25 protein-coding genes are annotated in these 23,353 nt (G+C 65.4%); 12 read left to right on the top strand and 13 right to left on the bottom strand.

Annotated features, from left to right (window positions below):
• Nucleotides 1–4: 4 nt before the first annotated feature.
• Nucleotides 5–388, top strand: a complete 384-nt coding sequence (locus L2Y97_RS03610; RefSeq protein ID WP_247433093.1) for a nuclear transport factor 2 family protein — start codon at nt 5–7, stop codon at nt 386–388.
• 50 nt (nt 389–438) lie between these two features.
• On the opposite strand, the gene L2Y97_RS03615 is transcribed toward L2Y97_RS03610, so the two are convergent.
• The gene (locus L2Y97_RS03615) at nt 439–792 is read right to left on the bottom strand and encodes a response regulator (RefSeq protein WP_247433096.1); all 354 of its coding nucleotides are present in this window, start codon (nt 790–792) and stop codon (nt 439–441) included.
• Nucleotides 793–976: 184 nt separating this feature from the next.
• Between L2Y97_RS03615 and L2Y97_RS03620 the strand changes: the two genes are divergently transcribed.
• The 3 genes from L2Y97_RS03620 to L2Y97_RS03630 all read left to right on the top strand — a co-directional run bounded on the left by L2Y97_RS03620 (nt 977) and on the right by L2Y97_RS03630 (nt 5,848).
• Nucleotides 977–2,215 (top strand): tetratricopeptide repeat protein, encoded by a 1,239-nt coding sequence (locus L2Y97_RS03620; RefSeq protein ID WP_247433099.1) that lies wholly within the window; start codon nt 977–979, stop codon nt 2,213–2,215.
• A gap of 114 nt (nt 2,216–2,329) precedes the next feature.
• Complete coding sequence (locus tag L2Y97_RS03625) at nt 2,330–4,948, top strand: M1 family metallopeptidase (protein WP_247433102.1); 2,619 nt, start codon at nt 2,330–2,332, stop codon at nt 4,946–4,948.
• Between the two features lie 117 nt (nt 4,949–5,065).
• Nucleotides 5,066–5,848, top strand: a complete 783-nt coding sequence (locus L2Y97_RS03630) for a glutaminyl-peptide cyclotransferase (protein WP_247433104.1) — start codon at nt 5,066–5,068, stop codon at nt 5,846–5,848.
• Nucleotides 5,849–5,865: 17 nt separating this feature from the next.
• Here the strand turns inward: L2Y97_RS03630 and L2Y97_RS03635 are convergent, their stop codons facing one another.
• Nucleotides 5,866–6,720, bottom strand: a complete 855-nt coding sequence (locus L2Y97_RS03635) for a PfkB family carbohydrate kinase (RefSeq protein WP_247433107.1) — start codon at nt 6,718–6,720, stop codon at nt 5,866–5,868.
• A 3-nt stretch (nt 6,721–6,723) separates the two neighbouring features.
• Nucleotides 6,724–8,028 (bottom strand): NupC/NupG family nucleoside CNT transporter, encoded by a 1,305-nt coding sequence (locus tag L2Y97_RS03640; RefSeq protein ID WP_247433110.1) that lies wholly within the window; start codon nt 8,026–8,028, stop codon nt 6,724–6,726.
• Nucleotides 8,029–8,190: 162 nt separating this feature from the next.
• Between L2Y97_RS03640 and L2Y97_RS03645 the strand changes: the two genes are divergently transcribed.
• Entirely contained in the window at nt 8,191–8,823 is a 633-nt protein-coding gene (locus L2Y97_RS03645; RefSeq protein WP_247433113.1) for a homoserine/threonine efflux transporter, read from the top strand.
• Here the strand turns inward: L2Y97_RS03645 and L2Y97_RS03650 are convergent.
• From L2Y97_RS03650 to L2Y97_RS03675, 6 genes are all read right to left on the bottom strand, one after another.
• On the bottom strand, nt 8,820–9,269 hold the full coding sequence (locus L2Y97_RS03650) for a MarR family winged helix-turn-helix transcriptional regulator (protein ID WP_247433116.1): 450 nt from the start codon (nt 9,267–9,269) through the stop codon (nt 8,820–8,822). The two genes, L2Y97_RS03645 and L2Y97_RS03650, sit on opposite strands and share 4 nt — an antisense overlap.
• A gap of 132 nt (nt 9,270–9,401) precedes the next feature.
• Nucleotides 9,402–10,151, bottom strand: coding sequence for a helix-turn-helix domain-containing protein (locus L2Y97_RS03655; RefSeq protein ID WP_247433119.1), 750 nt, complete (start codon nt 10,149–10,151; stop codon nt 9,402–9,404).
• Nucleotides 10,152–10,319: 168 nt separating this feature from the next.
• The gene (locus L2Y97_RS03660) at nt 10,320–10,496 is read right to left on the bottom strand and encodes a hypothetical protein (protein WP_247433122.1); all 177 of its coding nucleotides are present in this window, start codon (nt 10,494–10,496) and stop codon (nt 10,320–10,322) included.
• Between the two features lie 8 nt (nt 10,497–10,504).
• Nucleotides 10,505–11,443, bottom strand: coding sequence for a hypothetical protein (locus tag L2Y97_RS03665; RefSeq protein WP_247433124.1), 939 nt, complete (start codon nt 11,441–11,443; stop codon nt 10,505–10,507).
• A 42-nt stretch (nt 11,444–11,485) separates the two neighbouring features.
• Entirely contained in the window at nt 11,486–11,758 is a 273-nt protein-coding gene (locus L2Y97_RS03670) for a hypothetical protein (RefSeq protein ID WP_247433126.1), read from the bottom strand.
• A gap of 172 nt (nt 11,759–11,930) precedes the next feature.
• Nucleotides 11,931–12,518 carry a helix-turn-helix transcriptional regulator gene (locus L2Y97_RS03675; RefSeq protein ID WP_247433128.1) on the bottom strand — a complete coding sequence of 196 codons (588 nt, stop codon included), beginning with the start codon at nt 12,516–12,518 and terminating at the stop codon, nt 11,931–11,933.
• Between the two features lie 256 nt (nt 12,519–12,774).
• On the opposite strand from L2Y97_RS03675, the gene L2Y97_RS03680 reads away from it, so the two are divergent.
• From L2Y97_RS03680 to L2Y97_RS03700, 5 genes are all read left to right on the top strand, one after another.
• Nucleotides 12,775–14,718 carry a PAS domain-containing sensor histidine kinase gene (locus tag L2Y97_RS03680; protein ID WP_247433131.1) on the top strand — a complete coding sequence of 648 codons (1,944 nt, stop codon included), beginning with the start codon at nt 12,775–12,777 and terminating at the stop codon, nt 14,716–14,718.
• Nucleotides 14,715–15,350, top strand: coding sequence for a response regulator transcription factor (locus L2Y97_RS03685; RefSeq protein WP_247433132.1), 636 nt, complete (start codon nt 14,715–14,717; stop codon nt 15,348–15,350). Before L2Y97_RS03680 ends, L2Y97_RS03685 begins: the two co-directional genes overlap by 4 nt.
• Nucleotides 15,351–15,468: 118 nt before the next feature.
• On the top strand, nt 15,469–15,822 hold the full coding sequence (locus L2Y97_RS03690) for a response regulator transcription factor (RefSeq protein ID WP_247433135.1): 354 nt from the start codon (nt 15,469–15,471) through the stop codon (nt 15,820–15,822).
• A 36-nt stretch (nt 15,823–15,858) separates the two neighbouring features.
• Nucleotides 15,859–16,632: a YdcF family protein gene (locus L2Y97_RS03695; RefSeq protein ID WP_247433138.1), complete on the top strand. Its 774-nt coding sequence runs from the start codon at nt 15,859–15,861 to the stop codon at nt 16,630–16,632.
• A gap of 59 nt (nt 16,633–16,691) precedes the next feature.
• Nucleotides 16,692–17,219, top strand: a complete 528-nt coding sequence (locus tag L2Y97_RS03700; RefSeq protein WP_247433141.1) for a hypothetical protein — start codon at nt 16,692–16,694, stop codon at nt 17,217–17,219.
• A gap of 68 nt (nt 17,220–17,287) precedes the next feature.
• Here L2Y97_RS03700 and L2Y97_RS03705 read toward each other — a convergent pair whose 3' ends face one another.
• Nucleotides 17,288–17,749: a PA2169 family four-helix-bundle protein gene (locus L2Y97_RS03705; RefSeq protein WP_247433142.1), complete on the bottom strand. Its 462-nt coding sequence runs from the start codon at nt 17,747–17,749 to the stop codon at nt 17,288–17,290.
• A gap of 152 nt (nt 17,750–17,901) precedes the next feature.
• Here L2Y97_RS03705 and L2Y97_RS03710 point away from each other — a divergent pair, with 152 nt between their 5' ends.
• Both L2Y97_RS03710 and L2Y97_RS03715 read left to right on the top strand, forming a co-directional pair.
• The gene (locus tag L2Y97_RS03710) at nt 17,902–18,729 is read left to right on the top strand and encodes an SDR family NAD(P)-dependent oxidoreductase (RefSeq protein ID WP_247433145.1); all 828 of its coding nucleotides are present in this window, start codon (nt 17,902–17,904) and stop codon (nt 18,727–18,729) included.
• Nucleotides 18,730–18,827: 98 nt separating this feature from the next.
• Entirely contained in the window at nt 18,828–21,158 is a 2,331-nt protein-coding gene (locus L2Y97_RS03715) for a S9 family peptidase (RefSeq protein ID WP_247433147.1), read from the top strand.
• Between the two features lie 144 nt (nt 21,159–21,302).
• Here the strand turns inward: L2Y97_RS03715 and msrB are convergent, their stop codons facing one another.
• From msrB to L2Y97_RS03730, 3 genes are all read right to left on the bottom strand, one after another.
• Nucleotides 21,303–21,911 carry a peptide-methionine (R)-S-oxide reductase MsrB gene (msrB, locus tag L2Y97_RS03720; RefSeq protein WP_247433150.1) on the bottom strand — a complete coding sequence of 203 codons (609 nt, stop codon included), beginning with the start codon at nt 21,909–21,911 and terminating at the stop codon, nt 21,303–21,305.
• Nucleotides 21,912–21,992: 81 nt separating this feature from the next.
• Nucleotides 21,993–22,316 carry a glycine zipper 2TM domain-containing protein gene (locus L2Y97_RS03725; RefSeq protein ID WP_247433153.1) on the bottom strand — a complete coding sequence of 108 codons (324 nt, stop codon included), beginning with the start codon at nt 22,314–22,316 and terminating at the stop codon, nt 21,993–21,995.
• Nucleotides 22,313–23,260, bottom strand: a complete 948-nt coding sequence (locus L2Y97_RS03730) for a YihY/virulence factor BrkB family protein (protein ID WP_247433155.1) — start codon at nt 23,258–23,260, stop codon at nt 22,313–22,315. Before L2Y97_RS03730 ends, L2Y97_RS03725 begins: the two co-directional genes overlap by 4 nt.
• Nucleotides 23,261–23,353: the final 93 nt, after the last annotated feature.

Consider the following 23,353-nt stretch of genomic DNA (forward strand, 5'->3'; position numbering starts at 1 on the left):
CGTCATGATCGATACCGCACGCCGGCAACTGATCGAGATCTACCTTGCCGCGTACAACCACTTCGATATTCCCGCCATGCTCGCGGCGCTGACCGATGACGTGCGCTTCGAGCACCACCAGGGCGGCGAACTGAGCGTGGCCACCAATGGCAAGGCGGATCTGGAGAAGCTGGCCCGCGTGGGCGCGCAACTGTTCGCCGCGCGCGAGCAGACCATCGTTTCCGTTGAAGAGCGTGGCAGCGACCTGGTCGCCACGATCGATTTCCGCGGCGAGATCGCCGAAGACATCCCCGAGGGTCCGCGCGCGGGCACGATCATCGAGATGCAGGGCACCACCGAATTCGGCTTCGCCAACGGCAAGATCAACAAGGTGATCGACCGCGCCTGACCCTGGCCCCGGCCCCCTGCAGGAGCGCGCTTGCGCGCGATCCGCTCCCCTCAGCTCGCCGCCAACCTCGCCAACGTCGCCAGCAACGTCTTCCGGTCATACGGCTTCGCCAGGTACTCCATGCGCGGCAGCAGCCAGTCGTGCTGCTCGCGCAATTCGCCCGAACTCACCAGCACGCGCATGTCGGCATGCCGCATCGCCAGTTCCTGGCCGGACACCGTGCCGGGCATGCGCACGTCGGTAAACAGGATGTCGGCGGTACCGGTCTCCAGCCAGCGTTCGGCCTCATCGCCATTCTGGGCGGTATGCACGGTAATCCCCTCGCCCTCCAGGATCATGGCGGAGATTTCGCGGATGGCGTCGTCGTCCTCGACAAGGAGTACGACCAGGGGATCAGTAGGCATGGCTCAGGTTCATAAGTGGATCGGCGAGGCAAATAACGCGCGCCCCGTGAAGGCGCCGTGGACACGGGCACCGCGCGGGGCGGCACGGGACGCCACAGGCTATCCGAAATTGCCGATATCCCAATGCCCTCCAACCACTTATGATGCCCCCACAACGACGACAGGCGTTTTGCAGGGGAACGGGATGTCGGAATGCACAAGGGGCGGCGCGCTCGGCGACCATCGGTTCGTCGCGGAAATGGACGCGCTGCAAAAATTCGGCAGGCTGGAAAAAGAAGCCCAGCTTGGCGATGCGAAGGCGCAGTTTCGCGTCGGCGTCATGTATTTCGATGGCGAACACGTGGCGCAGGACCGTACCCGGTCGGCCCACTGGCTGCGCCGTGCCGCCGAACAGGGCCACCTCGATGGCCAGTTCCGCCTGGCCATGCAGTATGCGGAAGGCCATGGCGTGCTGCGCGATACGGGCGAAGCCGCCGAATGGTTGCGCCGCGCTGCCGATGCGGGCCATGCCGAAGCCCAGTGCGCCCTTGGCACCCTCTACGCGCGCGGCCACGGGGTCACTGCCGACCGCGAGCAGGCCCTGCACTGGTGGGGCATGGCGGCCGACCAGGGCCATGCCCAGGCCTGCGTGAACCTGGGTGTGTCGCACTATTTCGGCCGCGGCGTCCCGCGTGATGCGGAGCTGGCGTTCGCCTTCTACAACAAGGCGATCGAGCGCGGCGACCCGGCCACCCGGGGCTACGCCGATGCCCTGTGCAGCATCGCGCACATGTACGTCGATGGCGTGGGCGTACCGCGCGATGCGGCGATGGGGGCACACCATTACCGGCGTGCGGCCGAGCTGGGCAACAGCATCGCCCAGTTCACCCTGGGCAAGATGTACCTGGAAGCCAGTGGCCTGGCCGCCGATCGCGAGCAGGCCCGCTATTGGTTTGGCCGTGCCGCGGAGCAGGGCGATAACGAAGCCAAACAGCGCCTGGCTGAACTGGATGCAGAGGCCGCCAACCCGGAGGTATCTGCCCGCCAGGCCGCCACGGGCCCACAGGACGCCGCCGGCCAGTACCAGCTGGGCATGCGCCTGGCCACCGGCGATGGCGTGGCCCGCAACGATCCGGATGCCGTGCGCTGGCTGGCGCTGGCGGCCGAACGGGGCCACCCGCAGGCGCAGTACGCGCTGGCCCGCATGATCGATGGGGGGCGTGGCGTGCCACGCAACATCGAGGAAGTGCTGCGGCTGTTACGGCTCGCGGCGGGCCAGGGCCTGCCGGAGGCCCAGTACGAGCTGGGCGTGCTGCACGATAACGGCGATGGGGTACCGCGGAATGCGGCCATTGCCCGCGCGTGGTATCGGAAGGCGTCGGCGAGGGGGCACCTCAAGGCGCTGAAAAAGCTGGAGAAACGGCGGTGGTGGCGGTTCTGGTAAAGGGCATTCCCCACCCCGCTATCCATTCGCATTAATCTGCGAACATGACTTCCGGCGCTACTAAATCCCCGGGTTTGGGCTGACCATCGCACGGTCCACCACCAGGGGTTCCCCATGCGTAAAACTCTCGTCAGCGCGATCGCCTTTGCGCTCGCCGGCCTTTCCACCCTCGCCGGCGCCGCCGACGCCCAGCAGGCCCCCACCCAGTTGCCGCGTACCGTGCGCCCGTCGCACTACGACGTCTCCGTGGTGCCGCATGCCGACAAGCTCGCCTTCGATGGCAAGGTCGCCATCAGCATCGATGTGCTCGAACCCACCGCGACGATCACGCTGAACGCGATCGACATGACCTTCGCCAACGTGAAGCTCGCCCCCGCGAAGGGTAAGGGCGCGTTCGGCGCGCCGAAGGTCTCGATCGATGCCGAAAACCAGACGGCGACGTTCACCTTCGACAAGCCGCTGCCGGCGGGTGCTTACCGCCTGTCGATGGATTACACGGGCAAGATCGGTACGCAGGCCAACGGCCTGTTCGCGATCGATTACGACACCAAGGCCTCGGGCAAGAAGCGCGCGCTGTACACGCAGTTCGAAAACTCCGATGCCCGCCGCTTCATCCCGTCGTGGGATGAGCCGAACTACAAGGCCACGTTCACGCTGGATGCCACGGTGCCGTCGCAAGACATGGCGGTGAGCAACATGCCGGCCGCCTCGAAGAAGGATGTCGGCAACGGCCTGGTGAAGTGGACCTTCAACCAGTCGCCGAAGATGTCCACGTACCTGGTGTTCTTCGGTGCCGGCGAGTTCGATCGCATCACCACCAAGAGCGAAGGCGTCGAGATCGGCGTCATCACGCAGAAGGGCCTCACCTCCCAGGCGCAGTTCACGCTGGACTCCGGCAGTGCCGTGCTGAAGGAATACAACGATTACTTCGGCGTGCCGTATCCGCTGCCGAAGCTGGATAACATCGCCAGCCCGGGCCAGAGCCAGTTCTTCGCCGCGATGGAGAACTGGGGCGCGATCTATACCTTCGAATACGCGCTGCTGCTCGACCCGAGCATTTCCACGCAGGCCGACAAGCAGGAAGTCTTCAACACCGCGGCGCATGAAATGGCGCACCAGTGGTTTGGCGACCTCGTCACCATGCGCTGGTGGGATGACCTGTGGTTGAACGAAGGCTTTGCCTCGTGGCTGGCTTCGCGCACCACCGAGCGCCTTCACCCGGAATGGCACACCAACCTCGACGCCGTGGATACGCGCGAGGGTGCGATGAGCCGCGACGCCATCGCCACCACGCACCCGGTGGTGCAGCACGTGGAAACGGTGGAGCAGGCCAGCCAGGCCTTCGATGCGATCACCTACGCCAAGGGCGAATCCGTCATCCGCATGCTCGAGGCCTATGTCGGCCCGGATGCATGGCGCAAGGGCGTGCAGGCGTACATCAAGGCCCACGCTTACGGCAACACGGTGTCGGATGATCTGTGGAAGGAAATCGAAGCGGCCGCTGGCAAACCGGTGACGCAGATCGCCCACGATTTCACCCTTCAGCCGGGCATCCCGCTGGTGAAGGTGGAATCGGTGTCCTGCGCCAACGGCTCGACCACGCTGACCCTGTCGCAGGGTGAGTTCACCCGCGATCGCCCGGACAAGAAGCCGCTGGCGTGGCACGTGCCGGTCATCGCCAAGACCGTGGGCGGCGCCGCCGCTTCCACGCTGCTCGATGGCAAGGGCACGCTGACCGTCGCCGGTTGCGGCCCGGTGATCGTCAACGCCGGCCAGACCGGTTACTACCGCACGCTGTATGCACCGGCGCAGACGAAGCAGTTGCAGGCCGCGTTTGCCAAGCTCGAGCCGATCGACCAGCTGGGCGTCATGGGCGATACGTGGGCCGAAGGCATGGTGGGCTTGCAGCCGACCTCCGATGTGCTCGACCTGATCAAGGCCGCGCCGCTGGACGCTACGCCGCAGCTGTGGGATGAAATCGCCACCGATCTGTCGAGCCTCGATGCGTATTACGAAGGCGATGCGAAGCGCCAGGCGGCGTTCCGCAAGTACGCCATCAGCCGTCTCTCGCCCAAGCTCGACCAGATCGGCTGGGAAGCGAAGCAGGGTGAAGAAGCCCCGGTCGCTATCCTGCGCTCGCACCTGATCGGCACCCTGGGTTTCCTGGGCGATGCGAAGGTCGTGGCCGAGGCGCGTGACCGCTACACCAAGAACACCATGCCGCCCGAGCTGCGCAAGGTGATCCTGGGCGTGGTGGCCACGAACGCCGACAGCGCCACCTGGGACAAGCTGCACGAACAGGCCAAGGCGGAGAAGACCCCGCTTGTGAAGGACCGCTTGTACGGCATGCTGTCGGCGGCCCGCGACGAAGCCCTGGCCAAGCGCGCGCTGGATCTTTCGCTGACCGACGAGCCGGGTGCGACCAACAGCGCCGCGCTGATCCGCGGCGTATCGCGCCTGCATCCGGAGCTGGCCTTCGACTTCGCCGTGGCGCACAAGGATCAGGTCGACAAGTTCGTCGATTCGACCTCCACCGCCCGCTACTACCCGGCGATCGCTACCAGCGCGCTGGACCTGAAGATGATCGACAAGGTGCAGGCGTTCGCCACGAAGTACATTGCCGAAGGCTCACGCCGCGATGCCGAGACCACGGTGGCGAACATCCGCTACCGCGTGATGGTTCGCGACCAGCGCCTGCCGGCCGTGGATGCATGGCTGAAGAAGAACGGCTAAGCCCGTAAGGTCAGGGTGTACCCCGCCCTGGCCCGTTGTAGGAGCGTGCTTGCACGCGATGGGATCTTGCCTCACCCTCCATCGCGCGCAAGCGCGCTCCTACAGAACGGCTTTCGAATGCGAACGACCCTGACATCGATACATCTTGCGGTGGCATTCGCCATCGCAGCGGCCGCTCCGCTTTCGGCCTGCGCGAAAGACTCCACGCCAGTGCGCGGCTATACGGTGGTCCATCGCTACCCGCACGATCCGAAGGCCTTCACCGAGGGCCTGTTCTACGACGACGGGTACCTTTACGAAGCGACCGGTGAGTACGAAGGCGCCGGCGTACGCAAGGTGCGCCTGGAGACAGGCGAGATCGTGCAGCAACGCGAGGTGCCCAAGGGCTACTTCGGCGAAGGCATCATCTTCGCCGGGCCCTATCTGCTCCAGCTCACCTGGCAGCAGGGCGTGGGCTTCCTCTATGACCGCACGTCCTTCGAACTGAAGGGCACGCTACGTTACCCCGGCGAAGGCTGGGCACTGACGCGGGACGCCAAGCACCTCTACATGAGCGACGGCACGCCGGTGATCCGTGTGCTCGACCCGGAGACGTTCCAGCCGACAGGCAGCATCACGGTGACCGACCACGGCGAGCCCGTGCAGCAGGTCAATGAGCTGGAGTGGGTGAAAGGCGTGATTTACGCCAACGTGTGGCAGACCAGCCGTATCGCGCGCATCGATCCGAAGACCGGCCATGTCATCGACTGGATCGAACTGGCACCGCTGGTCGCACAGCAACACGTCGGCAACGACCCGGACGCGGTACTCAATGGCATCGCCTACGACGAGAAGCACGACCGCCTGTTCGTCACCGGCAAGCGCTGGGCGAACCTCTACGAGATCAAGATCAAGCCCTGACGTGCACGGGCGCGCTCCTACAGGGAGCGTTCGCAGGCAGCGGTGAGCGCATCGCGGAATGCGCCGGGCATGGTCAGGCGTGCCGCCAGCGTGCCCTTGAACGCGTCACCGTGGCCGCACGAAGGCACGCGGTAAACATCCGCATGGTCGTCATGCCGGTCCGCACCGTGGGAGACCAGGCAGCTCCTGTCGAGCGAGACCACCACCGTGCCGGCGCAGAGGCGGCGGGCGAGGGCGTTGATGGTCGTATCGTCCATGCCGGTGACGGCCTGGGCGGTGATATCGATATTGAGGAAGCGCCCGCAGGCCTGTGCGAACTCGTGCAGGCCAAGCAGCAGCACATCGGTGCTGGCGAACTCACGCACCGATAGCCGCGGCGGTAGCGGGCCAGGATCGAAGACGCGCAGGAGGCGCCGGGCGCCAGCAAACTCCAGCGCAGCAGCCACGGTATCGATGTTGGCCTCCGCCGAGGCGAGCAGCACGGACGCATCCTCGAACAGATCGCCCTGCGCGGCCACGAACGCCGCATCAAGATGATCGTTGGCGCCGGAGGAGAGCACGGCCAACGTCTGCCCACGCGGATCCTCAAACAGTCCCGTGCGCCCCGTGCGCATGCCGGCGACGACCTGCCAGCGCGAATCCACGAGCGGTGGCAACCCGGCGGGATCAATCACGTCATCGCCGATCGCGGCGATCAGGCCGGTAGCAGTGCCCGCGTGGGCCGCAGCCACCGCCTGATGGAACGCCTTGCCCCCGGGGCGGCGTTCGAAGCTTTCGGCATGAACCGGTTCGCCTGCGCGAGGAAGGCGCGGCACGCGCCAGCGCTCCTCCTCGCTATATCCGCCAACCACCAGCAGGCGGATGCCGGCCATGGATCAGAAGCGCTCCAGCACGCCAGCGATGGTGGCGGTCATGAAGGTGGCGATGGAGCCGCCGAGCACGGCGCGCAGGCCGAGGCGGGCCAGGTCGGCGCGGCGGTTCGGGGCCAGGCCGCCGATGCCGCCGATCTGGATGGCGATGGACGAGAAGTTGGCGAAGCCGCACAACGCGTAGGTCGCGATCAGGCGGCTTTCCGGCATCAGGTCAGGCAGGTGCTTGGCCAGGTCGGCGTACGCGACAAACTCGTTGATGACGACCTTCTCACCGATGAAGCTGCCGACGATGGTCGCGTCATGCCAGGGCACGCCGATAAGCCACGCGACAGGCGCCAGCACCCAGCCGAAGATCGTTTCGAGGCTGAAGGTGACCGGGTGGCCCGCGTTGGCCGAGAGCCACGCGTTGATGCTGTGTTCGCCGCCGATCGTACCCACCCACTGCACCGGGCCGTTGATCAGCGCGATAAGGGCGATGAAGGCCAGCAACATGGCGCCGACGTTCAGCGCGAGCTTCAGGCCGTCGCCGGCGCCCGTGGCGGCCGCATCGATCACGTTGGCCGTGGTCTTCTCCACATCGATCTTCACGGTGCCGCGGGTGAGCGGCTCCTGGGTTTCGGGCACGAGGATCTTGGCCAGCACCATGGTGGCCGGCGCGGCCATAACCGATGCGGTAAGCAGGTGCTTGGCGTAGAACATGCGCGAGGCCGGGTCATCACCACCCAGCATGGCCACGTAAGCGGCCATGACGGAGCCGGCGATGTGCGCCATGCCGCCGATCATGACCGTCATGAGTTCGGCCTGGGTCATCCGCTCGATGTACGGCTTGATGGTGAGCGGTGCCTCGGTCTGGCCAATGAACACGCTGGCGCAGACGCTGGTGGTTTCCGCGCCGGAGACGCGCATGACCTTGGTGATCACCCAGGCCATGCCCTTCACGATCTGCTGCATCACGCCCAGGTGGTACAGCACGCCGGTGAGGGCGGCGAAGAAGATGATGGTGGGCAGCACCTTCACGGCAAAGATGACGCCGAACTTGTCGGTATCGAGCAGGCTGCCGAAGATGAAGCGCGAGCCCACTTCCACGTAATCGAGCAGGCGCACGAAACCGGTAGCGATGGCATCGAACACATCGCGGCCCAGCGGCACCTTCAGCACGACGGCGGCGAAGGCGATCTGCAGGGCGATACCGGTGGCGACCAGTTTCCAGTCCACCGAGCGCTTGTTGTTGGAGAAGCAGAACGCGATGCCCACGAGCACCGCCAAACCGAACAGGCCAAACAGAACGTGGCCCAGCAGACCCAGCATCGTGACGTACCCCTTCAAAGGCCGGGGGTAGCCCCGTGACCGCTTTAAAAAACGCGAGGTTACGGGAGCAGGGGCGTGGGGGCAAGGCGCACCGCCAAAAAAGCCCGCACCCCCTGAAGGGGCGCGCTCGCGCGCAAGCGCGCCCATACATAGAATGGGGGTATGGGACACATCTTTCTTACCTTGGCGGTGGTCCAGCTGGTGGCGCTTGTGACGCCTGGGCCGGATTTCTTCTTCGTCAGCCAGTTGGCCGCCAGCCGGTCACGGCGCGAGGCTGCGGCCGGGGTCGTCGGCATCGCCCTGGGTGTGGCTGTGTGGGCCGCGCTGGCCCTGCTGGGGCTCCAGCTGTTGCTGCACCGGTTGGCCTGGCTGGAGCGCGGTATCGCCATCGCGGGCGGTGCCTACCTGTGCTGGATGGGCATCCAGATGCTCCGTGCCTCCTGGAAGGCCAAGCCGGATGCCGCCGTCCCCGTCGTGGATGTGCGTGATTCCAGCCCGGGCCGCGCGCTGCTGCGTGGGCTGCTGACCAACCTGGCCAACCCCAAGGCAGCCATTTACTTTGCCTCGATCTTCTCGGCCTTTATCGGCGAGGGCGTAACCGCGGGGGCCCGTTGGGGGCTGTGGGCCATGGTGACGATCGAGACGGCGCTGTGGTTCGGCGTGGTGGCGGCCATCTTCGCGCTGCCGGCAATGCGCCGCGGCTACGTGCGGGCCAGCCGCTGGATCGATGGTGGGGCCGGGGCGATCTTCACCCTGTTCGGCCTGCACCTGATCCTGGGCCGCCGCGCCGTCTAGTCGCGGTCGAGGTTCTTGCTGACCTGGGCGAGGCTTTCCGCCAGGACCAGCAGGTGCGGCGCACCGACTCCCTCAAGCGCGTTCCGGGCCACGTCGGCGATGAGGGCACGTACGCGCTCCGCCATGCGCTTGCCAGCAGGGGTCAGGCCGATATCCACGAGGCGCCGGTCGGCCTCGTTGCGGGTGCGCTTCATCAGGCCACGTTCGATACCGGCATCCACGGCGTGGGTCACCGTGCTGGCGTTGACCCCGCACGTGGTCGCCAGCTCGGTCGAAATCATGCTGCCGTGGGCGGCCAGGAGCAGCAACATGTCGCCTTGCAGGGCGGTGATGCCGAACTCGCGCTGGGCGCGGCGGCCCACCGCGTCGCGCAGGCGCGATCCGGCGAGCATCAGGTCCCGGCCCAGGTGCAGGGTCGCGGCGGGTGTGGTGGGTTCGCCGCTCATTGGCTTGCGGTTTCCGCGCTCATGGGATGGGTCCTGCCGCGATAATATGGCGGCCATCATACGCAGCCTGCGGCCAGAGGGAATTGACTGAAACCGGGTGTCTTTGCAAATAACCGGCCGCGTTTGGAATTTTTACTCCGCAGCCCGCCGCCAGGCGCCGGGGGGCATGCCGACCAGCCGGGTGAATACCCGGGTGAAATGGCTCTGCTCGGCGAAGCCACAGGCCAGGGCGATATCCGCCAGCGATAATTCCGTGGTCTGCAGCAGCTCCCTCGCCCGGGCAATGCGCCGGTCCAGCAGCCAGCGGTGCGGCGGCTTGCCCAGGCTGCGCCGGAACGCGCGGGAAAAGTGGTTGACCGAGAGCCCGCAGGCATCCGCCACGTCGGAGACCGGGAAGCTCTGGTCCAGCCGCTGTTCCATGAAGGCGAGCGCGCGGCGTTCCTGCCAGTTGGCCAGGCCACCGCGGACCGCGCCGGTATCTTCGCGCGAGGGGGCGGGCACGATGGCACGCAGCGCCATGGCTACGTGGGCCATCAGCGGGGCATTGGGCTGCTCTGTCCGCAGGGTATCGAACAACACCTGGGCCAGGCTGCGAACGGCGGGCGGGTGCACGATATCGGTGTCGGTCAGTGCGCGGCGGAACAGGATGGCACCTGCCCCCGGATCAGCCGGGCCGACGGTCCTGTAGACCAGCAGCAGGTCATCGCCGGCACCATCGTCCGGGCCCAAGACGATTTCCGTCAGTGCCAGACGATCGCGCAGCGCCTGTACCTGGATGCCTTCCGATGGCCTGTCGAGCGCGGCCGAACGCTGCGCGAGGTCGATGACCAGCGTAGGCGTCTGCGGGATTCTGACGGGACAGGCTGTCTCGGCGCGGTACATGGCCGACCCTCTCCATATCGGATGAGGATCGAAGCATTGCGCACGCAAGGACCTGCGCCTACCCCCTAAAGGGGTATACACCATGTGAAATGTGCAATCGATTGCATTTTGTCTCGGACAAATCCGGTCCGTCGTCAAATTACTCAAATTTGGACGAGGGGTGGCGAGTCAGAGCAGCCAGCGCAGCACCGCCGCAAATACGATCGCGGCAATGACGAACAGCACGATATGCCGGGTATACGCACCACCGGAAACCCCACCGTCATAGCTGGCATCGTCGAATTCGTGCGATGCATCGCGCGGGTGGCGAACGAAGGGCAGGCGCAGGCGTCGATTGCGGGGCATGGCAACGGTCAGTGGTCAGCGGTGGCAATGCGCGAGGTGTTCTTCAGTTCCTCGAGGATCTCGGGGCTGCGCACGTCGATATGGTCGAGATTATCCAGGTAGAACCGCACGAATGGCTTGTCCGCATCCTTGGGCATCCACGGTTTGGCCCAGGCGAATACCACGCAGTAGCCATCGTGCTCGGCGATGAGCTTGTCCAGGCGTGCACGCAGCAGTTTGCGCACGGGGTACGCGTCGATGTCCTTGCTCGTGAGCGTCATGGTCGGCTTCAGCAGCTCGTCGCCATGGCGGAACGGGCGCGAGAAACGCAGGTAGTAGCCGCCGTCCTTCGTGGCACGCAGCGATGCCGTGCCCCACCACACCGCACGCGTTTGCAAATAGTCGGCGACCTTCTGCCGGTACACGTTGCGGAACAGGGCCGCATAGGTGGTGGTTTCGCCGCCGATGGTGACCTCGGCTTCGGCCAGGTCGTTGTCGCGGCGGTGTTCGAGGAACTTTTGTACGAGCGAGGACAGGCGGTAGTAGTGGCTTGCCGTGCGGCCCTGTGGGGGTGCATGGGCGTGCGCCGGGGGTGTTGCGTCGCCGCGCTGTTGGCTTTTCGCGCGCAGGCGCGCTCCTACAGGGGGCGTGGTGGGGGTGAAATGGTTGGCGGGGCGTTCGGCCTCGAAGATGTCGGGGGTCTTCGGCCTTTTCGATGCGCCGGGCGCGTTGATCACCTCGCAGGTGGCCGCATGATCTTCGAGCCGGAACGAGCGAAAGTAGGGGCGGATGAGCAGGGTTTGTTCCGGCTTTTTCAGGCAGGCGCAGGTGAGCGGCGCATGGCACCCGGTGCCCACGCAGTGAAAGCGCGGATCATCGCCGAGCAGTTCGGCCCAGTAGAGCTCGTAGGCGCGTTCAGCGCTCAGCTTCTCGTCGCTATCGGGGAGCAGGGCTTCTTCGATGGACACAGGCGGCGCCTTACGGTGACCGCCGCAGGATAACGCACCCGATCAGAAGGCGCCGAAGCCCCGCGAAGGTTCCAGGCCGAGGTCTTCGCGCACGCGGCGCAGGAATTCCAGCACATCGGAATACCGGCCCATCGCCACCAGGGTTTCAGCGGTATGACGATCGAGCGTGGCGATCGGTTCGTTGCGGTACCACGCGATGCGCGCGGATTCATCCGGTTCGATACGGGACGCTTCGCGCAGTACCTGCCAGGCGTGCGCCTTGCTCGGGGGCGCCGGGGTGGCGGAACGGAATGCGATGATCGGGGCGTACGACATACGGGTAACCTCGACGTGGCGGCCGCCTGGGGTGACGGCCACACATGACCTCGATAGCAAACTGCCTGCGTTCCCTGTCTCGGTCCTTTCACCGAAAAGGGTAGGCACCGGCGCGTCCCCTGGCGTGTGCCGGAAGGCACGGCGCGCACGGCGTGTTTTGGTTAGCGCTGACTCAAGCTTCCTGCCATTGCGAACGGCGCCAGTGGCTCGGGCTTTGCCCGACCAGGCGGCGGAACAGATTGCAGAGGTGGGCCTGGTCGGAAAGCCCGCAGGCCAGTGCGATCTGGCTCAGCGGTTCGCGGGTTTGCAGCATCAGTTGCTGGGCGCGCTCCACGCGCTTGCGCATGATGAACGCATGCGGCGGCTCACCGAACGTGTCCTTGAAGGCCCGGCAAAAATAGCTGCTGGAAAGGCCGGCCAGGGTGGACAGATGATCGATGGTGATGGGGAAGCCCAGGTTCTCGTCCACGTGGGCCGCCACCCGACGCGCCTGCCACGGGGCGAGCCCCGCGCCGACACGGCGGCGGGCGACAACCTGCGCAGGCGCGGGCGGTGTTTCGGCATGCTCCAGCAGTGCGGCGACCCGGGCAACACAGGCGCGCGTCGTTGCGAGGTCGGTTTCAACCGCGGTGAGGGCCTGCTCCAGCAGGCGCGCCACGGTCGGCTCATCCTGGGGCGCGGTTGTCGCGAACGTGTTCAGGGCATGCACGGCCTCGGCCGCGGGGCCGGGCGTTGCATAGGCATTCGATTCGTAGCGCATGGTATGGCTCCACGTCAGGGGTGGGGACATGGGCAGTGCGCCCATGCTTGCAGCCTATGCGCGGGACGGGGGGCGAAAGAATTCTACGTTGGGCTCTGGGGGCCCATACCTAAGGATGATTTGGAACTTTGACACCTTTCTTGTAACCGTCGTGCCGTAACGGTCAAAAACCATCACCGGCGTGCAAGACTGCCATGACGGGTTTAGACACGATTCTGGCCGAATCTGTATAAGACAGCCCAAGCGCGAGCCACCGATGCATCGAACGACACCTTCTAGCCACGCGTCTGCCGGGACCCTTATCGGGCCGCGCCGTGTCGCGTCCAGCTGGTTGTCGAGCGCGGGCGCGTTGCTTGCCGTGGCGGTATTCATCGTGGATACCTTTACCCCCCTGCAGGGCGCGGTCGCGGTGGTCTACCTCGTCGTGGTGCTGCTGGTGGCCGCAGCGGGGAGCCGCACCGCCATCATCGGGGCCGTGGCGGGCTGCAGCCTGCTCACCATAGCGTCGTACGTACGTGGCCACGGCTGGCCCGAGCCCGACGCCGCCCTCCTGCGCTGCGTCGTCAGCCTGGCCGCCATCGTGGTCACCGGCGTGCTGGCGCTGCGGGCGCGCGACCGCATGGCGACGATCATCCGCCAGGCCAGCCTCATCAGCCTCACCCACGATTCCATCTACGTCCGCGATACCGATGACGTCATCGTGGAGTGGAACGGCGGTGCCGAAGTGCTCTACGGATGGACCGCGCGCGAAGCGATCGGGCGTCGTGCCAGCGAGCTGCTGGCCACGGCCTTCGTCGGTAATCGCGCTGACATGGATGCCGAGCTTTTTTCCGAAGGGCGCTGGGAAGGGGAACTGATCCAGCAACACCGCGACGGGCGGATCGTGCTGGTCGAGGCACGTTGCGCGCTGCTGCGCGATTCGGCCGGGCGCGCGCAGCAGATCCTGGAGGCGAGCACCGACATCACTGCCCGCCGTGCCGCCGATGCCGCGCTGGCTGAAAGCGAGCGCCGCTACCGTGCCATTTTCGAAAGCGCACGCTTTTCCTTTTGGGAGGAGGATTACACGCTGGTGATGGAGCGCATCGCCGTGCTTCGCGCGCAGGGCGTGGTCGACCTTGCCGCGTATATGGAAAAGCATCCGTCGTTCGTTCGTGATGCCTGTTCGCTCACCATGGTGACCGACGTGAATGCCTCGACCGTGCGCCTGCTGGGCGCGCAGCGGCGCGAAGATCTGCTGGGCCCGCTGGATCGTTTCCTGCCGGGTAGCGACCGTACGTTTGCCCAGGTGCTGCTCACGGTGTTCGAGGGTACCGGTACCGCCGAAGGCGAGACCAACCTGGTGAACCTGAAAGGCGAGCGGCTCAACGTGCTGTTCGCACTGAGCATGCCGCTGGGCCCCGCGCGCTATGACCGCGTGCTGGTCAGCGTGGTCGACATCACCGACCGCAAGCGTGCCGAGCACGCCCTGATGGCGATGCAGGCCGAGCTGGCGCAGGCCGCCCGGGTCACCGCGCTGGGCGAGATGAGCGCCACGATCGCACACGAAGTGAACCAGCCGCTCGCCGCGATCGTGACCCACGGCGAGGCCGCGCTGCGCTGGTTGCGCCGCGACCAGCCCGACCTGGCCGAAGCCTGCGATGGGATCGAGCGCCTGGTACGCGATGCACGGCGTGCCAGCGATGTGGTGAACCGGGTGCGCAGCGTGGCCAGCAAGGAGCCACGCCAGCATGTACGTTTCGACCTGCGGGCCCTTGCGGATGAGTGTGCCTTGCTGCTGGATGGTGAGATGGCCCGGCACCGCGTGAGCCTGGTCATCGATATTGAACGCGAGGCGCCCCTGCCCAGGGGCGATCGCGTGCAGTTGCAGCAGGTGGTCGTGAACCTGATGGGCAACGCCATCCGTGCCATGGGCAGCGTACCGGGGCGGCGCGAACTCACCTTGCGGGCACGGCAGGCGCCCAACGACACCTTGCTTATCGAAGTGGAAGATACCGGGACGGGCATTCCGGACGACATCGCGGCGAACCTGTTCGACGCGTTCGTGACCAGCCGCGGGGGCGGCATGGGCATGGGGCTTGCCATCTGCCGCTCTACCGTGGAATCTCATGGCGGGCGCCTTTGGGCGACCAATCGCCCTGAGGGGGGAGCGACCTTCCATTTCACGCTGCCGGTCACGGTGGCCGAGGAGGCACGCGCATGAACCGTCCAATGCCCGCCGTTGCCCAGGCCCCCATCGTCTGCGTCGTGGATGATGACCAGGCCGTGCGCGAGGCACTGGGTTCGTTATTCCGCTCGGTGGGCCTTTCCGTGGCCACGTTCGGCAGCACCTCCGATTTCCTGGCCCGGGAAAACCCCGGCGCGCCGGGCTGCCTGGTGCTCGATGTGCGCTTACCGGGGGTGAGCGGGCTGGATTTCCAGGCCCAGCTCTCCAGCATGGACAACAGCCTGCCGATCGTTTTCATGACCGGGCACGGCGACATTCCCATGTCCGTGCGGGCCATGAAGGCGGGCGCGCTGGATTTCCTCGCCAAGCCTTTCCGCGACCAGGACATGCTCGATGCCGTGGCCGCCGCGATCGAGCGTGACGCGGCGAGCCGGCGGGATGCCGATGCCTTGTCCACCGTGCGCACGGCGTACAGCTCGCTCACGCCCCGCGAGCGCGAAGTCATGCGCCACGTGACGGCCGGCCTGATGAACAAGCAGGTAGGCGCGCTTCTCGGGCTCTCTGAGATTACGGTGAAAATCCACCGAGGCAACGTCATGCGCAAGATGGGCGTGCGTTCGCTGGCCGATCTGGTGCGCCAGGCCGAGGCCCTTGGCGACCAGGCCTGAACAAAAAACCGCACCGCACACCTCCGTATGATTCCCAAGGGGAGGGCGGGGGCGCACTGTAGCCCCACGCCGATATACGCGCGTGAAGAGGAATACAGGTTTGGCTGCGAACAGGATTGTGGCGATCGTTGACGATGACGACGCGGTGCGCCAGGCCACCGTGAGCCTGGTCCGGTCGCTGGGACACGAAGCACGGGGGTTCGCCTCCGCTGAAGATTACCTCCGCCCTGGCAGCGATGAGGGCGTCGATTGCCTCGTTACCGACGTGCACATGCCGGGTATGGACGGCACCGACCTGCAGCAGCGCTTGCTGGCGCGTGGCCGCACCTATCCCATCGTTTTCGTGTCGGGGTTCCTCGATGAGACGGTGCGCGATAGCGTCATGGCGGCGGGGGCATTCTGCTACCTGGGCAAACCGTTCGCCGGTGACGCCCTGGTGAGCTGCCTGGAGCGTGCGCTGGCCGTTCGGTAGCGTGGTTTCCATCCGGGTCTGATACGCTCCGGCCCCATGATCCTGAGCCTGTTTCTCATCCTGCTGCTCATCGCCTGCCTGTGTGGCTGGCGCCGCCGTCGCCGTACGGGGCGTGGTTTCGCCGTCCTTGCCTTCGCCTGGTTATTCATCGCGGGCTGTGGGCCGCTGACCGATGTGCTGCTCGATAACGTGCAATCGGGGTTTGCCCCGGATGTCACCGGGTGGGGCCAGCGCAACGTCATCATCCTGCTGGGTGCGGGCACGGTACGTAGCGGGGTCGGCAGTGTCGAGCCGAGCCTCTACGCGGACGGGCGCATCTTGCGCACGGCGGAGCTTTACCGCAGCTGCAAGGCCACCGGTAGCGACTGCAAGGTGGAAGTGAGCGGCGGCGATGCGATGCATAACGGGCACGCGGAAGCCGATACCTACGCCATCACGCTGGACCGGCTGGGCGTGCCGCGCGGGGACATGATCCTGGAATCGCGCAGCATGAATACGTTCCAGAACGCGCAGAACAGCAAGCCGCTGCTCGATGCCTACCATGCCGACAAGATCGTGCTGGTGTCATCGGCGATCCACCTGAAGCGCGCGGCCCTGTATTTCGCGCACTTCGGCATTCGCGCCGAAGCGGTACGCGGGGACTATGTCCGCGCGCGCTACGACTGGCTCCCCGGCACCGAAAACCTGTTCTTCGCGGATTTCGCGCTGCATGAATACGTCGGCGTGTGGCGCTACCACGTGTACAACGCATTGGGTTGGAACGTGCCCAAGGTTCCTGAAGAAAACGTGACCACGCAGACACATAGCTAACATTTGGCCCTTTATGCTGGCGCACCGTCCAGCCACGGACCGCACCCAAGGAGATGCCCGTGAAGTCTCGTTACATCCTCGCCGCGCTGCTGGCTACCGCTTCGATCGCACCGGCCGTGTTCGCCCAGCAGGCCGCGCCGGCCCAGCAAGCAGCCCCGGCGGGTAACCCCGCCTCGCAGATCCCGGCATCGGATCGCGCCGCCATCCAGAACTACAACCTCAACGATGACGTCTTCAAGCGCCTGGTCGCTGTATCCCAGCAGGCCAAAGCCCAGGGCATCAAGCCCAAGGATGCGCAGACCGATTTCTCGAAGATCCACTCGCTGGACGACCTGGCCAAGACGGTCACCGATTCGGATCCCCGCATCGGGCCGCTGATCCAGAAGAACGGATTCACCCCGCGCGATTTCATGCTCGCCAACCTCGCACTGACCAACGCCGCCATCGCCTCGGAAGCGAAGAACAACCCGCAGATGGCGCAGTACGTCGACCAGTCGAAGGTGAACCAGAAGAACGTCGCTTTCTACGAGTCGCACAAGGCCCAGATCAACCAGCTGATGGCCGACGACGACGCGGCCCAAAAATAAGGAAGTGTAGGAGCGCGTCAAAAAAAGCCCCGGCAACGTGCCGGGGCTTTTTTTTCAAGGGCTACCGGTCAATGCGTACCATGCAACGCATGCTTCAGGTCACGCATCTGGTCATGCCCGCTCTTCACCGACACGAAGGCCTCGTTGATCAGTGAACGCGTGCCGGCGGTGACGTCGGTATCCTTCAATGCATCCTCGTACTTCGCCTTGATGTGGTCTTCGCCACGTTCCACTTCGTCAACGATGGCCGTGTCATCCTTCGAGCTCATCTTGGCGCGTAGTTCGACGAACATGCGGTGCGCCTTGGCAAGCACGGTGCCATCGTCCTCCGGATTGCCGCCCAGCGAACGCACCTGCTGCTGCAGGCGCTGCGCCACCTGGCGGCGCTCGGAGGCGCGCTGCTGGAACGATGCGGCATAGCGCGTGTTATGCGCGTCCTTCGCCGCTTCGCCGTAACCCTCGGCACTATCGATGGTCGTCTCGATCAGGTTGTTGAGGATCTTGATGTCGTGTTCGGTAGTCGCGGTCATGGGCGTGGCTCCTTCGTGGGGAGGGCCAGCATCGCTTTCGGGTGCGGCTGCATTCCGTGAACGTCGCGTAGGGTTCATCACCACACGGGGCGCGCGTTCATCCCTGGCACAGGCATACTCGGCCATCACGTTTCGTTGCAGGAGAACTGTCCATGGCATCCAATCGTCGCGCGCTTATCACCGGCGCATCCGCCGGTATCGGCGAAGCGTTCGCCCGCGAGTACGCACGACGGGGATTCGACGTGGTACTCACCGCCCGCCGCACCGAACGTCTCGAAACGCTTGCGACCGAACTGCGCGAGCGCCATGCAATTGAAGCCATCGTGGCACCGCTCGATCTCGCCCGGCCGGATGGACCGGAAGCGCTCGTCGGCGCACTGGCCGACCAGGGCCTGCACATCGACGTGCTGGTGAACAACGCCGGCTACGGTCTTACCGGCTACCTGGATGAGCAGCCCTGGGAGGCCCACGCCGCCTTTATCCAGGTGCTGATGACCGCGCCCACGGAACTTGCCTGGCGTCTATTGCCCGGCATGAAGGCCCGCGGCTACGGCCGCATCATCAACGTGGCCTCCCTTGCCGGGCACGTGCCGGGCTCGGCGGGCCATACCCTGTATGCCGCCTCCAAGGCCTATCTCATCAAGTTTTCGCAATCGCTGGCGCTGGAGACCAAAGGCACGGGCGTTCATGTGACAGCGCTGTGCCCGGGCTTCACGTATTCGGAATTCCACGACGTGAACGGCGCCCGCCCGTTGGTCTCGAAGATGCCTGCCTTCATGTGGATGGATGCCGCCACGGTGGCGCGCCAGGGCGTTGATGCCGTGGAAGCCGGCACCCCCGTGTACGTGAACGGGCGGGTGAACCGGGTGATCAAGGCGTTGTTCAAGCTGCTCCCGGATGCCGTGGGCCTGAAGCTGACGGAACGCCAGGGCCGGCGGTTCCGGGTTCACGGGGCGGCCACCCAGGGCCCCCAGGGGTGACCATGACCTCTGGCATACGCCCGTAACGGTGCCGGGGGCTAGCCTCGTCCGGTTCGCGGCGCCTCCCGGTGCCGACACGTTCCGCCAAGGGGTTCCCCATGTCCAAGCACTACCCGGCCCTGGCCGGTGCCATCCTCCTCGGCCTCGCCGGGGCCGCTTCCGCCCAGACGGTCAGCGTCGACGATTACCGCCGCGCCGATGCGATGCTGGCGAACAACACCATGCCGCTGGTGGACCATGCCGTCCAGCGCGTGAAGTGGATCGATGACGGTCACTTCTGGTACCGCGACCACGACAAGGATGGCGACCAGTTCCTCACGGTGGATGCGGCCACTGGCCAGGCCACGCGCGCGTTCGATCGCGACAAGGTGGCCAAGGCCCTCTCCGATGCCACCGGCAAGAAGATCGACCCGGCCAAGGTGCCCGTGTCCGACTTTACGGTGCGCGCCGATGGCGGCCTGGACCTCACATCCGGTGGCAAGCACTACGCGTGCGACAAGGCCGCCGACAAGTGCGAGCTCGTCGCAGCGAAAAAGGATGCCAGCGGCAAGGCCTATGGCACCGAGCCGGGCCTGAAGTCGCCCGACGGCAAATCCGAAGCATTCGTACGTGACTGGAACCTGTGGGTGCGCGACGTGGTGACGGGCGCGGAGACGCAGCTCACGACCGACGGCATCAAGGATTACGGCTACGCGACCGACAACGCTGGCTGGAAGCACACCGACGACGCGATCCTCGTGTGGTCGCCGGATTCGAAGAAGGTAGCTACCTTCCAACAAGACCAGCGCAAGACCGGCGAGATGACCCTGGTCAGCGTCAACGTGGGCCACCCCAAGGTGGATACGTGGAAGTACCCGCTGCCGGGCGACAAGGACGTGACCATGATCGAGCGCGTCGTGATCGACGTGCCATCAAAGAAGATGGTTCGCTTCAAGATGCAGCCGGACCAGCACCGCTCCACCGTATGCGATGACGTGTCCTGCAGCCCGGGCGTGTGGGATGACGTGCGCTGGTCGGCCGATGGCAAGAGCATCGCCTTTGTATCCACGGCGCGTGACCATACGCATGAATGGCTGCGCGTGGCCAACCCGGAAACGGGTGACGTGCGCACGGTGTTCGACGAAAAGGCCAAGACCTATTTTGAAGGTGGTTTCGAGAACGCGAACTGGCAGTACGTCCCCGAAACCGATGAGGTGATCTGGTTCTCCGAGCGGAGCAACTGGGGCCACCTGTACATGTACAGCCTGAAGACGGGCAAGCTCGAGCACGAGATCACCAAGGGCGACTGGAACGTCACCCAGGTGCTGCATATCGATCCGAAGACGAAGACGATCTGGTTCCGTGGCGTAGGCCGCGAGAAGGGCGTGGATCCGTACTACCAGCAGTTCTACAAGGTGGGCTTCGACGGCAAGGGCCTGACCCTGCTTACGCCGGAAAACGCCGACCACACCGTATCGATGTCGAAGGACGGCACGTACTTCGTCGATTCGTATTCCACGATCGATACGCCGCCGGTCGCCGTCGTGCGCAACGCGGCCACCGGTGCCACGGTGAAGGAGTTCGCCCGCGCCGATATCTCGCGCCTGAAGGCGGCCGGCTGGGTCGCGCCGACCTCGTTCACCGTGAAGGCGCGCGACGGCAAGACCGACCTGTATGGCCAGATGTTCAAGCCGTCGCACTTCGATGCCTCGAAGAAGTACCCGCTCGTGGTGTACATCTACCCGGGCCCGCAGGTGGGTTCGGTGCGTACCCGCAGCTTTGCACCCTCGCATGGCGATAACCAGGCGCTGGCCGAACTGGGCTTTGTCGTCGTCGCCGTGGATGGCATGGGTACGCCGCTGCGCTCCAAGGCGTTCCACGATGCGTACTTCCAGAACATCGGCGACAACACGCTGCCCGACCAGGTCGCGGCCGTGAAGCAGCTGGTGAAGCAGAACGCATGGATCGATGGCGATCGCGTGGGTATCTGGGGCCACTCCGGCGGCGGCAACGCCACGGCCACGGCCATGTTCCGTTATGGCGACACCTTCAAGGTGGGCATCTCCGAATCGGGCAACCACGACAACCGCAACTACGAAGACGATTGGGCGGAGAAGTGGCAGGGCCTGCTGGTCACCGATAAGGACGGCAAGTCCAACTACGACGACCAGGCGAACCAGAAGTGGGTGGATGGTTTGAAGGGCCACCTGATGATGGCGCACGGCACCTCGGACGATAACGTGCCGCCGTACGAGACGCTGCTGGTGGTGGATGCGCTGATCAAGGCCAACAAGGATTTCGACCTGGTCATGATCCCCAACGCCCACCACGGCTACGGTGCCGCCACGCAGTACATGACGCGTCGCCGCTGGGATTACTTCGTGCGCTACCTGAAGGGCGAAACCCCGCCGAAGGAATTCAAGCTAACGCCGCTGGACATGAACCGCTAAGCACGATGCCGGGCGCCGAATGCGCCCGGCCCATCCGGTAGGAGCCCACCCTGTGGGCGACATCTTTCGCGATAAAGCCACAGGCGATTGCGCTCATCGCGAAAGGCGTCGCTCACAGGGTGAGCTCCTACATGTGTTCCGTGGTCAGGACAGGGTGATGTGCACGCCGGGGACCGGCACGAAGTGCATGGCCACCGCATTCATGCAGTAACGCAGCCCGGTCGGGTCCGGGCCATCATCGAACACATGCCCCAGGTGCGCACCGCAACGGGCGCAGCTGACCGCGGTGCGGTCCTCCATCAAACTCTTGTCATCGGTCTGCACGATGTTCCGCTTCGAAAGCGGTTGCCAGAAGCTGGGCCAGCCCGTGCCCGAATCAAACTTCGTCGCCGAATCGAACAACGCCGTATCGCAGCCGATGCAACGGTAGAGCCCGTTGTCATGGCGGTTCCAGCCGGGGCCTGTATAGGGCGGCTCGGTACCTTCATGGCGGGTAACGTAGTACGAGCGCGAATCAAGCTTCGCCCGCCACTGTTCATCGGTCAGGACGACCTTTGCCTCGACGCACTGGCCCAGCGGCTTCTTGTCCGGCGCAAAACAATCCAGCGTGACGTTGCCGGGCTGCAGCGGCTTGGGCGCATCGGCGGCCATGGCCGGTTGCGTGGCCTTGAAGATAAAGGGCAGGGAGACCGACGCGGCGGCCGTGGCCGCGAAGACGGCGAGGAAGCGGCGGCGATCAGGATCGGTACGCATGGGACCTCCGGAAGCGGAAAAGGGCGCCAGGCGGCACCCTTCCAACCAGACCGGCCAGACACCTCAACCCTTACACGGCCCTCAATCATCCACCCAATGACACCGCCGCTCGGTCGTATACGTGGCGTTCTTGTCCTGGTGGTTCTTCTGCACCTGGTTGCCCACGTAGCCGCCAGCGACGGCGCCACCCACGGTGGCCAGGGTCTTGCCCTTGCCGCCGCCCACCTGGTGGCCCAGCAGGCCGCCGGCGACGGCGCCCACGCCGGTGCCGATCAGGCGGTTGTCGTCCTTCGAATTGATCTGCTTGACCTGTACGTCCTCGCAGACCTGGTGACGGGCCATGGCCGGTGCCGCGGCGCCCAGCGCAACGGCCAGGGTGGCCAGGGCGATCAGTGGCTTCTTCATGACGGGTCCTCCTTATCGACGGATTTCAGGGATACCGCCGCCGTCGTGATGGAGGGGTCAACAGGCACCGTTTTCGTGTGCCGGATCGACATGGCGTATGGCCGCGGTTTAATTGGCGTACCGCGCGCCTCGGCCACGGCCTCGGTCAATTCAGCCCCCAGCAGCAGGATGAGCGCCGAGTAGTACACCCACACCAGCAACACCACGACGCCGCCGGCGGGCCCATAGGGGCCACCGACATTACTGCGCTCGAGATAAATGCCGATGGCGTACTTGCCAATGACGAAGAGCAGGGCGGTGAGCGAGGCGCCGATGAACGCATCACGCCATTCGATGATGGCGTCGGGCAGGACCTTGTAGATCGCCCCGAAGATAAGGATGAACACGCCGAACGAGATGACCATCTCCAGAACGTGCCAACCCAGCGTGCCACCCCGCACAAACACGGCGATAAGTGCGCTGGCCGAGAACGAAATAACCAGCAGGAAGGCGAGGGAAAGCAGCAAGCCCAACGCATGCAGCCTGGCACGCAGCCAGCCCAGGATGGCGCGGCTGGTGTTGCCGGGGCGGGGCTGCAGGCTCCACACCCGGTTCAGCGCGCCCTGTAACTGGGCAAACACCGCCGAGGCGCCGATCAGGGTGATCCCCAGGCCGATCAGGCCGGCCATGCTGCCCACGCTCGGGCGTTGCTTGGCGTTTTCGATCACCAGCTTCACCGCATCGGATGCCCGCGCGCCCACCAGCCCGTTCAGCCCGTCGACCAACTGGGCCTGCCATTCCGGGCGGAGCGACGCCACGACCCACAGCAGGAGGACAAGCAAGGGCGCGAAGGAGAGGGCCGAGTAGAAGGCCAGGGCCGCCGCCCGGGTCATCAGCTCGTCGTCGCTAAAACCTTTCGCGGTGGTCTTCACCACCTGCAAACCGAGATTGATCCTGCGATCCACGGGGGCTCCTTTCGTCCGGACGAGGGACAGGGTGAGGGGTAAGTCGCGAAAAAAACGTAGTTTTTGCACCGCAGCGTGACAGCTTGTCACTTC

Origin of the sequence: Luteibacter aegosomatissinici (genome assembly GCF_023078495.1) — a bacterium.
Taxonomy (GTDB): Bacteria; Pseudomonadota; Gammaproteobacteria; order Xanthomonadales; family Rhodanobacteraceae; genus Luteibacter; species Luteibacter aegosomatissinici.

Excerpts from the sequence above, each read along its gene's own strand:
- L2Y97_RS03610 (WP_247433093.1), top strand. The coding sequence starts at position 5 with ATGATCGATACCGCACGCCGGCAACTGATCGAGATCTACCTTGCCGCG.
- L2Y97_RS03615 (WP_247433096.1), bottom strand. The coding sequence starts at position 792 with ATGCCTACTGATCCCCTGGTCGTACTCCTTGTCGAGGACGACGACGCC.
- L2Y97_RS03620 (WP_247433099.1), top strand. The coding sequence starts at position 977 with ATGTCGGAATGCACAAGGGGCGGCGCGCTCGGCGACCATCGGTTCGTC.
- L2Y97_RS03625 (WP_247433102.1), top strand. The coding sequence starts at position 2,330 with ATGCGTAAAACTCTCGTCAGCGCGATCGCCTTTGCGCTCGCCGGCCTT.
- L2Y97_RS03630 (WP_247433104.1), top strand. The coding sequence starts at position 5,066 with ATGCGAACGACCCTGACATCGATACATCTTGCGGTGGCATTCGCCATC.
- L2Y97_RS03635 (WP_247433107.1), bottom strand. The coding sequence starts at position 6,720 with ATGGCCGGCATCCGCCTGCTGGTGGTTGGCGGATATAGCGAGGAGGAG.
- L2Y97_RS03640 (WP_247433110.1), bottom strand. The coding sequence starts at position 8,028 with ATGCTGGGTCTGCTGGGCCACGTTCTGTTTGGCCTGTTCGGTTTGGCG.
- L2Y97_RS03645 (WP_247433113.1), top strand. The coding sequence starts at position 8,191 with ATGGGACACATCTTTCTTACCTTGGCGGTGGTCCAGCTGGTGGCGCTT.
- L2Y97_RS03650 (WP_247433116.1), bottom strand. The coding sequence starts at position 9,269 with ATGAGCGGCGAACCCACCACACCCGCCGCGACCCTGCACCTGGGCCGG.
- L2Y97_RS03655 (WP_247433119.1), bottom strand. The coding sequence starts at position 10,151 with ATGTACCGCGCCGAGACAGCCTGTCCCGTCAGAATCCCGCAGACGCCT.
- L2Y97_RS03660 (WP_247433122.1), bottom strand. The coding sequence starts at position 10,496 with ATGCCCCGCAATCGACGCCTGCGCCTGCCCTTCGTTCGCCACCCGCGC.
- L2Y97_RS03670 (WP_247433126.1), bottom strand. The coding sequence starts at position 11,758 with ATGTCGTACGCCCCGATCATCGCATTCCGTTCCGCCACCCCGGCGCCC.
- L2Y97_RS03675 (WP_247433128.1), bottom strand. The coding sequence starts at position 12,518 with ATGCGCTACGAATCGAATGCCTATGCAACGCCCGGCCCCGCGGCCGAG.
- L2Y97_RS03680 (WP_247433131.1), top strand. The coding sequence starts at position 12,775 with ATGCATCGAACGACACCTTCTAGCCACGCGTCTGCCGGGACCCTTATC.
- L2Y97_RS03685 (WP_247433132.1), top strand. The coding sequence starts at position 14,715 with ATGAACCGTCCAATGCCCGCCGTTGCCCAGGCCCCCATCGTCTGCGTC.
- L2Y97_RS03695 (WP_247433138.1), top strand. The coding sequence starts at position 15,859 with ATGATCCTGAGCCTGTTTCTCATCCTGCTGCTCATCGCCTGCCTGTGT.
- L2Y97_RS03705 (WP_247433142.1), bottom strand. The coding sequence starts at position 17,749 with ATGACCGCGACTACCGAACACGACATCAAGATCCTCAACAACCTGATC.
- L2Y97_RS03710 (WP_247433145.1), top strand. The coding sequence starts at position 17,902 with ATGGCATCCAATCGTCGCGCGCTTATCACCGGCGCATCCGCCGGTATC.
- L2Y97_RS03715 (WP_247433147.1), top strand. The coding sequence starts at position 18,828 with ATGTCCAAGCACTACCCGGCCCTGGCCGGTGCCATCCTCCTCGGCCTC.
- msrB (WP_247433150.1), bottom strand. The coding sequence starts at position 21,911 with ATGCGTACCGATCCTGATCGCCGCCGCTTCCTCGCCGTCTTCGCGGCC.
- L2Y97_RS03725 (WP_247433153.1), bottom strand. The coding sequence starts at position 22,316 with ATGAAGAAGCCACTGATCGCCCTGGCCACCCTGGCCGTTGCGCTGGGC.